The organism is Comamonas sp. GW821-FHT11H03 (assembly GCF_058807955.1).
Genome location: NZ_JBXARF010000002.1, coordinates 204,971 through 218,901, shown reverse-complemented (window position 1 = coordinate 218,901; position 13,931 = coordinate 204,971). Strand labels below are relative to the sequence as shown.

Genomic DNA, 13,931 nt, shown 5'->3' with positions numbered 1-13,931 from the left:
AGCCGGCTTCTTTCCACCCGGGCTTTCAAGCCGCTTTGATGTTTACTCTTTGGAATACAGCGATGGCTCGCCATCCGGGCGGGTCTTGAAGCGTTTGTGCACCCAGTAATACTGCGGAACCATGGTCATGATGGCGGCCTGCAGCTCACGGTTCATGCGGGCGGTGTCGGCCACATGGTCGTCAGTCGGGAAGCTCTCCCAGGCCGGCGTCAGCTCGGCCACATAGCCTTCAGGCGTCATGCGGTTGTAGAGCGCCACCACCTTGGCCTTGCCCAGGCGCGCAAAGCGCGAAAGCGAGGGAATCGTGGCCGTGTTTTCCACCGCAAAAAAGGGCACGAACACCGAATCGTTCTTGCCATAGTCCATATCGGGCAGCAGATACAGCAGCCCGCCCTTGCGCAGGCACTGGATGATGGGTTTGACGCCATCGGCGCGGTTGAGCATCTTCACATTGCCGAAGCGCTGACGGCCATTCATGAACCAGGCATCCAGGTCCGGATCGGGATTGGTGGCAAAGATGGAGGTGAACTCGCGCTCGGTATTGAGCGGCAGGGCCAGGCCACCGGCATCCATGCTGTAGAAGTGCGGCGCGAAGACGATGGTGGGCGTATCGCCCTCCAGCTCATGCGTGGCCCCGACCAATTTGACACGGCTGCGCACCAGCTCCTCGGAGCCGAACCACAGCCAGCTTCTGTCGAGAAAAGTCTGGCAAAAGACTTCAAAGGACTCTTTCGCCCAAGCTTTGCGCTGCACCTCAGGCACATCGGGAAAGCACAGCTCGAAGTTGCGCAGCGCGATGCGCCGGCGTTGGCCCGCCACCACAAACAGCACACGCCCCACAAGCTTGCCCAGGCCACGCAGCACGGGCAGCGGCAGCTTGGCCAGCACATGCATGCCGGCAATGGCGATCTTGCTGGCGCTCATGCCTTCTCCCCCGAGAGTTGCTTGTCTTCACGTGGCTGCTTGTAGCGGCCATAGCCCCACAGATATTGCTGCGGAGACTGGCGAATGGTGGTTTCCATGGCGCGATTGATAAGCGCCACGGTGGCGTCCAGCGATTGAGATTCGGGCACAGGCAATTCCTCTAGATACAGCGTGTAGCCCCGCCCCCAGGACTTGCGCTCGCACCGGGCCACGATCACCGTGGCCCCGGTCTGCAGCACTAGGCGTGCCGCCAATGTCATCGTATACGCATCGCGCCCGAAAAAAGGCGACCAGATGCCCAGACCATTGGGCGGCACCTGATCGGGCAGCAGCCCCACGGCCGCGCCCTGGCGCAGCGCCTTGATCATCTGACGCACGCCCGCCAGGGTGGTCGGAACGGCGTGAACGCCAGGACGATTGCGCGCGGTTTCCAGAATTTCGGCCAGCCAGCCCTGGCGTGCGGGGCGGTAGAGCACGGTGATTGCGCCATGCCGATCCGACCAGCGCCGCGCTGCGGCCTGCACCGACATCTCGAAGCAACCCAGGTGGGGCGTAAGAAAGACGATACCCTTGCCCTTGGCATATGCCTGTTCGGCGCATTCGCCATTGACAATGTCGCAGTCCGGCAACTGGCCCAGCCAGATGCGCGGCATCTCGAACACCATGCGCCCCGCATGCCCCACCGCAGCCCTGACCTGGGCAAACCCATAGCCGGCCTGCGCGGCATTGGCTGCAAATCGGCGCCGATAGGTGGGAGATAGCGCCCAGGTCACCCAACCCATGGCAGCGCCAAGGCCATGCAATAGCCATAAAGGCAGTGCAGCAAACAGTCGAAACAGGGAAGGCATTAGAATAGCGGGGTCGCTGAGTTAAAGAGCAACTTGCAGGGCGACGTAAAAACAAAACTGCTAAAGCGTTCGCCAGACTTCGAAGCTCGGGCAACGCAATTGCCCAAGCTACAAGGAGTTATATCAATGGCGAACAGCGATTTTCTATTTACCTCGGAATCGGTTTCTGAAGGCCACCCCGACAAGGTTGCCGACCAGATCTCTGACGCGATTCTGGACGCTATTTTCACCCAAGACCCGCACAGCCGCGTGGCTGCCGAGACACTGACCAACACCGGTCTGGTGGTATTGGCTGGTGAAATCACCACCGGTGCGAATGTGGACTACATCCAGGTCGCACGCGACACCATCAAGCGCATCGGCTACGACAACACCGAATACGGCATCGACTACAAGGGTTGTGCGGTGCTCGTCGCCTACGACAAGCAAAGCCAGGACATCGCCCAGGGCGTGAACAAGGCCAGCGATGACGAACTGAACACCGGCGCTGGCGACCAGGGCCTGATGTTCGGCTACGCCTGCGACGAAACGCCCGAGCTGATGCCCGCGCCCATCTATTACGCCCACCGTCTGATGGAACGCCAGGCCCAGTTGCGCAAGGATGGCCGTCTGCCTTTCCTGCGCCCAGACGCCAAGAGCCAGGTGACCCTGCGCTATGTGGACGGCAAGCCCCACAGCATCGACACCGTGGTGCTGTCCACCCAGCACAGCCCCGATCAGTCGGAAACGGCAACCAAGATGAAGGCATCGTTCACCGAAGCCATCATCGAAGAGATCATCAAGCCCGTGCTGCCCTCCGAGTGGCTGCTGGACACCAAGTACCTGATCAACCCCACGGGCCGCTTCGTCGTGGGCGGCCCTCAGGGCGACTGCGGCCTGACCGGCCGCAAGATCATTGTGGACACCTACGGCGGTGCCTGCCCCCATGGTGGCGGTGCGTTCTCCGGCAAGGATCCAACCAAGGTGGACCGCTCGGCCGCCTACGCCGCGCGCTATGTAGCCAAGAACGTGGTGGCCGCTGGTCTGGCGCGCCAGTGCCAGGTGCAGGTTGCCTACGCCATCGGCGTGGCCCGCCCCATGAACATCACCGTGTACACCGAAGGAACCGGCGTGATTCCCGATGCGGAAATCGCCAAGCTGGTGGCCGCGCATTTCGACCTGCGCCCCAAGGGCATCATCCAGATGCTGGATCTGCTGCGCCCCATCTACAGCAAGACTGCGGCTTACGGTCACTTTGGCCGCGAAGAGCCCGAGTTCACCTGGGAACGCACCGACAAGGCGGCTTTGCTGCGCGCCGCTGCCGGCCTGAAGTGATTCGGACACCCGCAAAAGCGGGTCTGAGTATCTGAGGGCTTGGGCCCTCAAGCCTCCTCAAGAAGCCATCGCGAACCATCGCGGTGGCTTTTTTGTTGTCGGATCAAGCCGACAAGGATTTCCCCAAAATGAGCACCACAAGCCTGTACCCGGCGGCTTAGGCTTGAAACATCGCTTCAGACAAAGGAGTTCCGATGCTCAAGTGGGCCATTATTTTTGCCATCATTTCCCTGGTAGCCGGTGTTTTCGGCTTCACCGGCGTAGCTGCAGGCGCAGCCGGCATAGCCAAGATCCTGTTCTTTATTTTTATTGCCGTTGCAGTGATCTTTGTCGTTCTGGCGCTGCTGGGCATAGGGGCTGTGAGCTAGCCGCCCTCAGCTGCAAACCCGCCCAAATGCCTGCCTTGTGCAGGCATTTTTCATGCACAGCGGCCTCGGAGCGTGTTTACGCGTTCTCAAAGCCCCCGGGCAGTCAGCGCCAGCGTCTGGCTGAAGCCGGGCTTGGCGCGGTAAAGCTGGGCGGGCCGATGCGCCCCGCCACCCAGCATGGCCCCTGGCACGGCCTCCAGCCAGTCCATCTCGTCCATCTTGCGCCTGAAGCTGACCTTGTTCAGCGGCTCACCCAGAATGTTTTCATAGACCTGCTGCAGCTGCGGCAGCGTGAAGGTTTCGCCGCACAGGTGCACGGGCAAGGAGGAATACAGGCTTTTGCTGCGCACGCGCTCCAAGGCGGCGTCCAGGATGGCACGGTGGTCGAACGGCAGCTGCGGCAAGGCCGAGAGCGGCACCACGCTGATGTCGGAGCGATTCGGCGGCAGGTTCTGCACGGGCAGCAAAGCGCAATAGGCGATCGCCACCGACCAGCCGCGCGGATCGCGCGCCGGGCCGCTGAACGTGGCCAGTTGCTCAAGATACGCACCTTCTATGCCCACCTTGGTTCTGAGCACGCGCGCCGCACTGGCCTTGGCGTCCGCATCCTCCTCGGTATGAATAAAGCCGCCGGGCAAAGCCCATACCCCGGCAAAAGGCGCAGCCTGACGACGCAGCAGCACGGCATGCAACTGCTGCTCCACCAGGGTCAGCAGCACCACATCCACACTCACCTGCACCGGTTCCCTGCGCTCATCACTTTGATTCATTTTTTTACCAACTTCGTTTTTCTCTCCTAATTATTTCACATCAATCCAAAATACTTAGTTGCAAATATATTTTAAGTAACTTAGACTGCCAACATTGCATCTCGCATGAAAGCTGAACACCATGAGTCATCCACAAACCCAGCTGCTCATCATTGACCCGCAAAACGACTTCTGCGATCTGCCCGCCGACTGGTGCCCCCGCTCGCCTGGCACTCGTCAGGCGATAGCACCCAGCCTTCCGGTAACGGGCGCTCATGCCGATATGCAGCGCCTGAGCAGCTGGATGGCAGCCCAGGGAGGCAAGCTGGACCAGATCACCATCACTCTGGACTCGCACCAGGCTTACGACATTGCTCATCCCGCCTTCTGGCAGCAGCGCGATGGCCGTGCCGTCCTGCCATTCACCCCGATCACGGCAGCGCAGGTCCGTACCGGCGACTATGCACCGCGCAACGCTGCCGAACGTGAACGCACGCTGCAATACCTGAATCAGCTGGAGGCCCAGGGCAGCTACAGCCTCATGGTCTGGCCGCTGCACTGCGAGATCGGTAGCTGGGGCCATGGCATGCATGCCAGCGTGCTCGCGGCCTGCCGCCAGTGGCAGGAGTTGCAGCACCGTGCCACCCGCCATGTCTTCAAGGGCATGAACCCCTGGACCGAGCATTACAGCGCCATTTGTGCCGAAGTGCCCGATCCGCAGGACCCCGAAACCGGCCTGAACACCGCCCTGCTGGCCCAGTTGCGCCAGAGTAGCACCCTGGTGATTGCGGGCGAGGCCAGCAGCCACTGCGTGCGCGCCACCACCGAGCACATCGTGGAGCACTGGGAAAGCGATGATTTCTCGCGCATCGTGCTGCTGACTGACTGCATGAGCCCGGTCGCCGGATTCGAGGCCGCGCACCACGACTTCCTGCAACGCATGCGTGCAACCGGTGTACGCTGCGAAACCAGCGCCAGCTTTGGCTTATGAGACAAATCAGCCTCTAGCACTTCTGGATCAAGCGCTAGCAGCTCATATTTTGAAAACACGACTTACGCAAAACGGGTTCGGGCCGGGCGACTGCCGCAGAAGGCAGGCCGTTGTTGCATTCTTGTTTGCGTAAGTCCTAGAAAAGAAGAACGGCATGAAGCCCATCATCACCAGCCTGCTGGACACCGACCTCTACAAGTTCACCATGTGGCAGGCCATGCTGCACCGCCACCCCCAGACCGAGGCCGCGTACGAGTTTGTCTGCCGCACGCCCACGGCCTTCCCCCTGGCCGAGTTGCTGCCCGAGGTGGAGCGCGAGCTGGACGCCCTGTGCACTCTGCGCTTCGACAAGGGCGAGCTGGACTATCTGGCTGGTCTACGCTTCATGAAGAGCGACTTCATCGACTTTCTGCGCATTTTCCAGTTCCAGCGCGCCTTCATCCGCGCCTGGGCCGAAGGCGACCAGCTCCATATCGTGGCCAAGGGCCCGCAAGTCCATGTCATGGGCTTCGAGATCTATGTGCTGGCCATCGTCAACGAGCTGTACTTCCGCCGCTTCGACGCCGAGTCCGCACTTGTCGAAGGCCGCAAACGCCTGCAGGTCAAGCTTGCCCAGCTCAAGCATCTGGCAGTCGAGGCCAGGCTGCGCAACCCCTTCGAGCTGTTTGACTTCGGCGTGCGCCGCCGCTTCTCGGGAGCCTGGCAACGCGAGGTGGTGCAGGCTTTTGCCCAGGAAACCGCGCTGTGGTTCAAGGGCACGTCCAATGTGCTGCTGGCGCGCGATCTGAATCTGGTGCCCATAGGCACCATGGCCCATGAGTATCTGCAGACCTATCAAGCACTGGGCGTGCGTCTGCGCGACTTCCAGGTAGCCGCCCTCGAGGACTGGGTGCAGGAATACCGCGGCGACCTGGGTATCGCCCTGACCGATACCGTGGGCATGGACGCCTTTCTGGCCGACTTCGACATGTACTTTGCCAAGCTGTTCGACGGCCTGCGTCATGACTCCGGCGATCCGTTCGAATGGGGCGAGAAGGCCATTGCCCACTATGACAAGCTGCGCATTGCCCCGCAGAGCAAGCGTCTGGTGTTCTCGGACGGGCTGGATCTGGACACGGCCCTGGCGCTCTACCACCGCTTTGCCGATCGCATCCAGTGCGGCTTCGGCATAGGCACGCGATTGACCAATGACATGGGACTGACCACGATCAATATCGTGATGAAGCTGACCCATGCCAACGGCCAGCCCGTGGCCAAGATTTCGGACTCGCCCGGCAAGACGCTATGCAACGACGAGACCTATCTGGCCTATCTGCGCCAGGTCTTCAACATCCCTGAGCCTGCTGCCAAGGCAGCCTGAATCTTCGGAGGCAACCATGCTGAAAGTCACCCTCGCCCAACTCAACTACATGGTGGGCGACATCAGCGGCAATATCCGCCGCATGAGAGAGGCCGCAACCAAGGCGGCAGCCGAGCAGGCCGACCTGGTGGTGTTTTCCGAACTGTCGCTGAGCGGCTACTATCCCGGCGACCTGCTGGACGAGCCCAGCTTTCTGCAAAGACTGGATGCAGGTCTGCAGGAGCTGCTGCAGGCCACGCGCCAGCTCCCCGATCTGCACTGGGTCGTGGGCGCGCCCACCCGGCACAATGGACCCGGCAAACCACTGCACAACAGCCTGCTGGTGCTCAAGAACGGACAGATTCGCCTGCAGTACGACAAGCAACTGCTGCCCACCTACAACATCTTTGACGAGCGCCGCCACTTCGAGCCCGGGGCCGACACGGCCAAGGTGCTGCGCGTGGGCAACTGCCAGGTGGGCTTTCTGGTCTGCGAGGACGGCTGGAACGACCAGGGCGCCGACTACGCGACCAACCCCTTTGTACGCATGGGCGATGCGGCCCCAGACCTGGTCATCAGCATCAACGCCAGCCCCAGCCACCTGGGCAAGCGCGAGCAGCGCCACGAGGTCTTCACCCAGGCAGCGGCACGTCACAAGCTGGCCATCCTCTACATCAACCAGATCGGCGGCCAGGACCAGATCGTGTTCGACGGCGCCTCGTTTGCCGTGGAGCCCGAAGCGGGGCTGGTGTTTGAAGCCAGGCGCTTCGAGGAAGATGTCTGCACACTGGAGCTGAATGCGCAGGGCCGGTTTCAGGCCTGCGACGGCACGGCCTTGCCTGCTGTGGCGGCCCAGGGCCTGCCCACCATGGAGTTCTACCGCCAGCAGATCGTGCTGGGCCTGCGCGACTATGCACGCCGCTGCGGTTTCAAGCAGGTAGTGGTGGGCAGCTCGGGCGGCATTGATTCGGCCTTGACGCTGGCCCTGGCCGTCGATGCCCTGGGGGCGGACAACGTGGTCGGCATCACCATGCCGTCCAGCTATTCCTCGGCAGGCTCGGTCGACGACTCGGTGCTGCTGTGCCGCAATCTGGGCATCAGACTGTACGAGCATCCGATCAAGGAGCTGGTCACCACCTATGCACGCCAGTTCGAGGCCAGCTTTGGCGAGCCGCTCAAGGGCCTGGCGCTGGAAAACCTGCAAGCCCGCGCACGCGGCACCACGCTGATGGAGTTTTCCAATGCCTTCGGCCATCTGCTGCTGACCACGGGCAACAAGTCCGAAGTCTCGGTGGGCTACTGCACCCTCTATGGCGACACCAACGGCGGTCTGGGCCTGCTTGGCGATCTGTACAAGACCGAAGTCTTCGAGCTCTCGCGCCATATCAACCGCCATGCGGGGCGCGAGCTGATTCCGCAGGCCATCATCGACAAGCCGCCCTCGGCCGAACTGGCTCCCGGCCAGAAGGACGAGGACAGCCTGCCGCCCTATGCCGTGCTCGACGAGATTCTCAAATGGCATATCGAGGGCCAGCATCTGTCCAGCAAGGAATATGCGCAGGCCGCAGCCTTTGTGGCCAGGCTTCGCACCGAAGCAGGCGGGCCCGAGACCATTGCCCGCGTGCAAAAGCTGGTGTTCGGCAGCGAATACAAGCGCCGCCAGGCTCCGCCCATGCTCAGAGTACGCCCACGGGCCTTTGGCACGGGCCGGCAGATGCCGATTGCGGCACACTACGAGTAGCAATGCCCAACACCCGCTTGGGACATAGTGGCAAAGCCTGGCTGCCGCGCTGGTGCCGCCAGGGCCTTCGCCGCACCGACTTCGTGGTGCCAGGACGGGTTAGCCATTCAAAAAAGTGAGCTTCATGCACTTACCTGGTAAGCGCTTAGCCCAGTTTTCACCAATATTTGCCCTTGCGGGCGCCGATTTCTGTACGGGTTTCGCTCTCATGCCTCAAGCCAGTCCCAACACCTCCAGCAAGCGTGTCATTGCCGCCTCACCAGAGACTCTGCCCACCTCCGTGCCCCTGCATACCGCCGTGCTGATCGGCCGCTTTCAGCCACTGCACAACGGCCACATGGCCTTGCTGCATGCCGCACTGGAGCGGGCTCGCCAAGTCGTGGTGGTACTGGGCAGCGCCTGGCAGGCTCCCAATCCCAAAAACCCGTTCAGCTGGCAGGAGCGCGCACAGATGTTGCGCAATGCGCTATCGAAAGAGGATGCCGGGCGCGTGCGCTGCGTTCCCGTGCGCGACTATTACAACGAGCCGCTGTGGGTGCATGCCGTGCGCGAAGCCGTGCATGCCCATGTACCCGAAGGCGCGAGCGTGGCCCTGGTCGGGCATTTCAAGGACTCCAGCAGCAGCTATCTGGCCCGCTTTCCGGGCTGGGAACTGATCAGTCTGCCGCGCCTGGGTCAGTTCGACGCCACTCCGCTGCGCGAAATCTTCTTTGGCGAAGGTGGCGCCTCGCCCGAAGCCATGGATGCCGCCCTGGCCAAGCTCTCCTCCCAGATGCCCGAGAGCACGCTGGAGTTTTTGCGCCGCTGGACCCAGACCCCGCTGTATCTGCGCCTGCAAAAAGAGTGGCATATGCTGCAGGACTACAAGCGGGCCTGGGCCAAGGCGCCCTATGCGCCGGTGTTCGTCACCGTGGATGCGCTGCTGCGCTGCCGCGCCAAGGGCCAGGACCAGGTGCTGCTGATTCAGCGCGGCCATGCGCCGGGCCAGGGTCTTTGGGCGCTGCCCGGCGGCTTTCTCGAGCAGCGTGACAGCCTCTGGCAATCCTGCATGCGCGAGTTGCGTGAAGAGACCTGCTCCTCCATCAGTGAGGCCGATCTGCTAGCGGCCCTGCAGGCCGTGCAGGTCTTCGATCACCCGGACCGCAGCCTGCGCGGGCGTACCATTACCCATGTGCACTATCTGGATCTGGGCGTGCAGCCCAGCCTGCCTCCGGTACAGGGCGCGGACGACGCCGCCCTGGCCCGCTGGGTGCCGATTGCCGATCTGCCCCGTATGGAGGCAGAGTTCTTCGAGGACCATTTCCAGATCCTGTGCCAGTTCCTGCCCGTGACTCTGGCTCAGAGCGAGCCCGAGCTTCAGGTCGCTTGATATATCAAAACCATAGCTGCAAGCGCTTTACCATCAAGCGCTTAAGCTACTTTTTCCTGCAACTCCATGAGCCAGCTCCATATCCGCCCTGCCACCGAACAAGACATCGACCTGATCCTGCACTTTGTGCGTGAACTCGCCATCTATGAAAAGGCCGAGAATGAGGTCAAGGCCACGCCCGACCATGTGCGCCGCACGCTGTTCTGCGCCAACCCTGCTGTCTTCGGCCTGATCTGCGAGATCGAGGGCAAGGCCGTGGGCTTTGCCGTGTATTTCTTCAACTATTCCACCTGGCAGGGCCAGCACGGCCTGTACCTGGAAGACCTGTACATCACTCCCGACGCACGCGGCCACGGCGCCGGCAAGGCCATGCTCCAGCATCTGGCCCGGATTGCAATGGAAAAGGACTGCGGCCGCTTTGAATGGAGCTGCCTGGACTGGAACACCCCCTCCATCAAGTTCTATGACAGCCTGGGAGCCGTGCCGCAGACCGAGTGGATCCGCTATCGCATGACGGGCTCGGCCCTGCAGGCCATGGCCACAGGTGACAAACAGGCTTGAGCCGCAGGCCGGATCATCCAGAGTGATGCATGCAGCCCTTCGAAGTGATGTGCGTCCCTTTGCAGATTGAGTGTACGCAACATCAACAATACGGCGCGTTCGCGCTTGCGCCAAAATGAACGGTTCTGCAAAACAATAATAAAGGCGGCAATCAGTGCTGACCTTTCACACTCTCTCTGGAATCCAGAATGCCAAGCTATCAAGAACTCATCGCTCAGAAAAATGCGCTGGACAAGCGCATCGAAGAAGCGCGCAGCACCGAAGCCAAGGAAGCCCTGGCCACCGTCAAGCAACTGATCGCCACCTTCGGCTTCACCTCGCAGCAAGTCTTTCCCTGGAGGCCTGAGGAGAAGAAGAAGGTCGAAGCCAGGTACTACGACCCCGAAAGCGGCGCGACCTGGACCGGCCGCGGCAAGCCCCCGAAGTGGATAGAGAGCAAGGACCGCAGCCAGTACGAGATCAAGACCACGCCCAGCGTGGACTTCAACGCGCCGCGCGACGAAAAAAACCCGTTCCCGGTTCAGTAAGCGGCCGGCCGCTCAGCCGACAGCGCCCTGCTCCGCCGGCAGTGGCGCCTTGAGCATGCGCACCAGGGCAGCCACGTTCAGGCACTGGATCAGCAGATCGCCTTCATTGGCCCGGATCAAGCGGTCCACCAGCTGATCCGCCGCACCCGCCATTGCAGGAGCCAGTCGCAACTGCCCGTTCTCGAAGCGCACCACGCCTTCGAGATCGCTGACCAGCACGCCCAGCTTGAGCCCCTGGTGCTCCAGCACAATTACCTGGCTTTGCGCCGTCCTGGTCACGGGCTTGCCAAAGAGCAGCGCCCCCAGATCGAAGACCCATACATAGCCGGCCACAGCCCCCTGGCTGCGCCTGGCCAGCGTACCCACACAGTGCGGCAAGCGTCCGGCCGAAACGGGAGCGATGGCCGAGGCACTCTGGGCCTCGAGCACGCAGGCCGCATCGACGGCAAGCACGCTGCGCTCCACAAAAAAGGTCGCCATCTCCATGCCGGCGGCACTGCCCTGGCTGGCCGCCGCCAGGCTTTGCACCCTGGTATTGCGGCGCGAGACTGCTGCCAGCGCATCGTCGTGCACGGCGCCAAACGCCTGCACGGACAAGGCCAGCACCTCTTCACGATAGCCATCGCTGCGCTTGAACTCCCGATAGCCGCTGCCCGCCGTGATCGCCACCACGCAATACTGGCCCTGATACACCATGGCACGGGCCATGCTCTGCCCGGGTGCCAGGGCCAGCATGACGGGCGGCAGTTCCAGCTGCACCCCCGGCTGCAACTGCACATCCGAAGAAGACATGACCATGCCCGAGCGGCTCAGGTAGGACACCTGCCTGCTGCCTGCGCCTCCTGCCTGCACGCCGGTCACGCCGGTCACGCCCTCCAGCATGGCTTTGAATTCACGCTGCGCATGAAACACCAGGCCGATTCCGCCCAGCACCATGCCATCGGCGTTGCGTATGGCCGCGTGATAGACATAGGTCGGTCCTTCATCCTCGTGCTGCACACAGGGGCGCCATGGGGACACGTGATAGGCCTGGGTCTCTGCCAGCGCCAGGACCTGGTGCAGGCTGTCCGCCTCTATATGGCTGCCCAGCAGTTCCTGGCTCTGTGCCTGCCCTCTGCGGCTGACGGCCACGACTTTGCCGCGGGCGTCATAGACCATGATTTGCTGGTAGACCGTATACAGGTCGTGAATGGCGGTGAGCAGCTCGCACACCTCGCTCACCTGATCCCCGGCCCTCTCCCCCAAGGCCAGGGCCTCCAGCAGTTCGGACAGCTGCGGCGTCAGCGCCCACCAGCGGCAGTCGTTGGCACGCTCATAGAGATTGCGATCTAGCAGATCCACCAACAGACTCGTCAACAGGCTGTTGTCCCGCAGTGCGGTATTGAGCACCGTGCCATAGAGCGCATCAATGGATTGAGAGAAAACCTCGTTGGTCCGCGCCCCTGTCTCGCCAATCTGCTCCAGCACGGCCTGCAGCCGCGTGTTGTCCATCTGCTTGCCTGCCGTCATCACCCGCCCGTTCCAGACCACACGGCGTATGGTGTCCGCCGCGCTGTGAATGGCGTGCAAAGGCGGGCAGAAGCGATGCGCATGCGCCAGCAGGCCCTGGGCCACGGCCGCATCCAGTCCATCCAGGCCCGCTTGCGACTGAAGGCCGAAGGCCAGCTCCAGCGGAGTCATGATCTGCGCCCGCCAGCCCCGGGGCCCCATATAGCCTTGATAGCCTGCCGACACCGCAGACTGCACCAGATAGGTGCGTCCTCCATGCACATGCAGCGCGCTCGCACCATCATGGTGAGGGCGCACATTCGCACCCACACCAATCCAGTGCAGATCGCTGCTGGCCAGCACCTGGCCCTGCTCATCCAGCAGCAGGGCGATGCTGGTCTGCGCCTCTGGAACGCCACTGCCGTCAGCCTGGTCGCGTCCACTCCAGATGCCTTGCATCTCGCCGTCGAAGTCGAAGCACAGGCACAGCACGCCCATGGCCTGCCGGTTGATGGGGTGCAGCATGCGATGTGCATAGATCAGGCCGCTGTCATGGCCCGGCAGCAGGTCGGTAGCACCAAAGCTCTGCACAAAGCCCTGGCTTTGCAGGACACGGGAGATCAACGCATCCCGGCATGGCTGATCTGTGACCCGACTCCTCTCGCGTGCACTCGCTCGCACCAGGCCTTCGGCATCCAGCAGCAAAATGTCCGCGTAGACCGTGTACTTGCTGCGGTAGGCACGCAGACGCTGGGTGATGGCCGCCTCATCACCATCCAGCCCGGCCATGAAACCGCACAGCATGGCATCGGTCGCCAGAAACCCCACGTCGGCCGTGCGCTCGTAGAGATTGCGCACCAGGGTATCGATCAGATGCTGTGCCTGACTGGCCAGCCCCGCCGTCACCCCCGTCACAGCCTGCATCACCATGGACTGCACCAGGTCCTGCTCCAGCCGCTCGAAGCCGCCACGCGTGGCGGCCATCATGGGCAGCAAGGCCTGCGCTTCCTGCGGGCAATTCATCTTGGCGGAGGACTCTATGAGCCGCCACATCAGATTCAGCTCCCTGAGCGAACTCTCGCAGCGCCCGACCTGGCGCATATGAGGAATGAAGACGTCTGTCTGCAGCAGATCCTGGGCGCGCTGCGCCGGGGCAGTCATGGTTTCTAGAGGCATGTTCTGCCAGAGCAAAAGCCAGGCCTATTTGTAAAAACACGTTACACATGACTAAGAACAAACCCTGTTTCCTGACAGATTTGCCCTCTGTTCGGCGGGGGAGAGGTCTTGAAAGCTCGGGAAATTGCCTTATTATTAGCACTCGATGGGGTTGAGTGCTAACAGCTTGACCCTAGATATCCGAATGTCAGCCAGGATGGCTGGCAAGTCTTGTTTCAACTTTGTTGATGTATTTAGGAGTTGGTATGAACCTGCGTCCCCTGCACGATCGCGTGATCGTCAAGCGCCTCGAAAACGAAACCAAGACAGCCTCGGGCATCGTGCTCCCTGATGCTGCCACCGAGAAGCCTGACCAAGGCGAAGTGCTGGCTGTGGGTCCCGGCAAGCGCAATGACAAGGGCGAACTGATCGCTCTGAACGTGAAGGTCGGCGACCGCGTCCTGTTCGGCAAGTACTCTGGCCAAACCGTGAAGATCCACGGCGACGAGCTGCTGGTCATGAAGGAAGACGACCTGTTCGCAGTCGTCGAGAAGTAA

13 protein-coding genes are annotated in these 13,931 nt (G+C 62.0%); 9 read left to right on the top strand and 4 right to left on the bottom strand.

The window, feature by feature from the left end; genetic code table 11:
- Positions 1-42: 42 nt before the first annotated feature.
- Both AC1RTQ_RS05455 and AC1RTQ_RS05450 read right to left on the bottom strand, forming a co-directional pair.
- Positions 43-924: a lysophospholipid acyltransferase family protein gene (locus AC1RTQ_RS05455; protein WP_428176135.1), complete on the bottom strand. Its 882-nt coding sequence runs from the start codon at positions 922-924 to the stop codon at positions 43-45.
- A complete protein-coding gene (locus AC1RTQ_RS05450; RefSeq protein WP_492874634.1) occupies positions 921-1,772 on the bottom strand; it encodes a lysophospholipid acyltransferase family protein in 852 nt (283 codons plus the stop codon). Before AC1RTQ_RS05450 ends, AC1RTQ_RS05455 begins: the two co-directional genes overlap by 4 nt.
- 126 nt (positions 1,773-1,898) lie before the next feature.
- Between AC1RTQ_RS05450 and metK the strand changes: the two genes are divergently transcribed.
- Together metK and AC1RTQ_RS05440 are read left to right on the top strand one after the other, a co-directional pair.
- The gene (metK, locus tag AC1RTQ_RS05445; RefSeq protein WP_302092265.1) at positions 1,899-3,086 is read left to right on the top strand and encodes a methionine adenosyltransferase; all 1,188 of its coding nucleotides are present in this window, start codon (positions 1,899-1,901) and stop codon (positions 3,084-3,086) included.
- A gap of 194 nt (positions 3,087-3,280) precedes the next feature.
- Positions 3,281-3,454 carry a DUF1328 domain-containing protein gene (locus AC1RTQ_RS05440; RefSeq protein ID WP_003058756.1) on the top strand — a complete coding sequence of 58 codons (174 nt, stop codon included), beginning with the start codon at positions 3,281-3,283 and terminating at the stop codon, positions 3,452-3,454.
- 86 nt (positions 3,455-3,540) lie between these two features.
- On the opposite strand, the gene AC1RTQ_RS05435 is transcribed toward AC1RTQ_RS05440, so the two are convergent.
- Positions 3,541-4,224 carry an NUDIX hydrolase gene (locus AC1RTQ_RS05435; protein ID WP_304350193.1) on the bottom strand — a complete coding sequence of 228 codons (684 nt, stop codon included), beginning with the start codon at positions 4,222-4,224 and terminating at the stop codon, positions 3,541-3,543.
- Positions 4,225-4,345: 121 nt separating this feature from the next.
- Here AC1RTQ_RS05435 and AC1RTQ_RS05430 point away from each other — a divergent pair, with 121 nt between their 5' ends.
- The 6 genes from AC1RTQ_RS05430 (at position 4,346) to AC1RTQ_RS05405 (ending at position 10,731) form a co-directional block, all read left to right on the top strand.
- Positions 4,346-5,194 (top strand): cysteine hydrolase family protein, encoded by an 849-nt coding sequence (locus AC1RTQ_RS05430; RefSeq protein WP_492874633.1) that lies wholly within the window; start codon positions 4,346-4,348, stop codon positions 5,192-5,194.
- Positions 5,195-5,348: 154 nt separating this feature from the next.
- Positions 5,349-6,554, top strand: a complete 1,206-nt coding sequence (gene pncB, locus AC1RTQ_RS05425) for a nicotinate phosphoribosyltransferase (protein ID WP_302092269.1) — start codon at positions 5,349-5,351, stop codon at positions 6,552-6,554.
- A gap of 16 nt (positions 6,555-6,570) precedes the next feature.
- A complete protein-coding gene (locus AC1RTQ_RS05420) occupies positions 6,571-8,274 on the top strand; it encodes an NAD+ synthase (protein ID WP_492874632.1) in 1,704 nt (567 codons plus the stop codon).
- A gap of 208 nt (positions 8,275-8,482) precedes the next feature.
- On the top strand, positions 8,483-9,643 hold the full coding sequence (locus AC1RTQ_RS05415) for a bifunctional nicotinamide-nucleotide adenylyltransferase/Nudix hydroxylase (protein WP_492874631.1): 1,161 nt from the start codon (positions 8,483-8,485) through the stop codon (positions 9,641-9,643).
- A gap of 66 nt (positions 9,644-9,709) precedes the next feature.
- Positions 9,710-10,204 (top strand): GNAT family N-acetyltransferase, encoded by a 495-nt coding sequence (locus tag AC1RTQ_RS05410; RefSeq protein WP_492874630.1) that lies wholly within the window; start codon positions 9,710-9,712, stop codon positions 10,202-10,204.
- Positions 10,205-10,392: 188 nt separating this feature from the next.
- Positions 10,393-10,731 carry an H-NS histone family protein gene (locus AC1RTQ_RS05405; RefSeq protein ID WP_003058775.1) on the top strand — a complete coding sequence of 113 codons (339 nt, stop codon included), beginning with the start codon at positions 10,393-10,395 and terminating at the stop codon, positions 10,729-10,731.
- Between the two features lie 12 nt (positions 10,732-10,743).
- On the opposite strand, the gene AC1RTQ_RS05400 is transcribed toward AC1RTQ_RS05405, so the two are convergent.
- Positions 10,744-13,395: a chemotaxis protein CheW gene (locus AC1RTQ_RS05400; RefSeq protein WP_492874629.1), complete on the bottom strand. Its 2,652-nt coding sequence runs from the start codon at positions 13,393-13,395 to the stop codon at positions 10,744-10,746.
- A 245-nt stretch (positions 13,396-13,640) separates the two neighbouring features.
- Here AC1RTQ_RS05400 and groES point away from each other — a divergent pair, with 245 nt between their 5' ends.
- Positions 13,641-13,931 (top strand): co-chaperone GroES, encoded by a 291-nt coding sequence (gene groES, locus AC1RTQ_RS05395; protein ID WP_003058782.1) that lies wholly within the window; start codon positions 13,641-13,643, stop codon positions 13,929-13,931.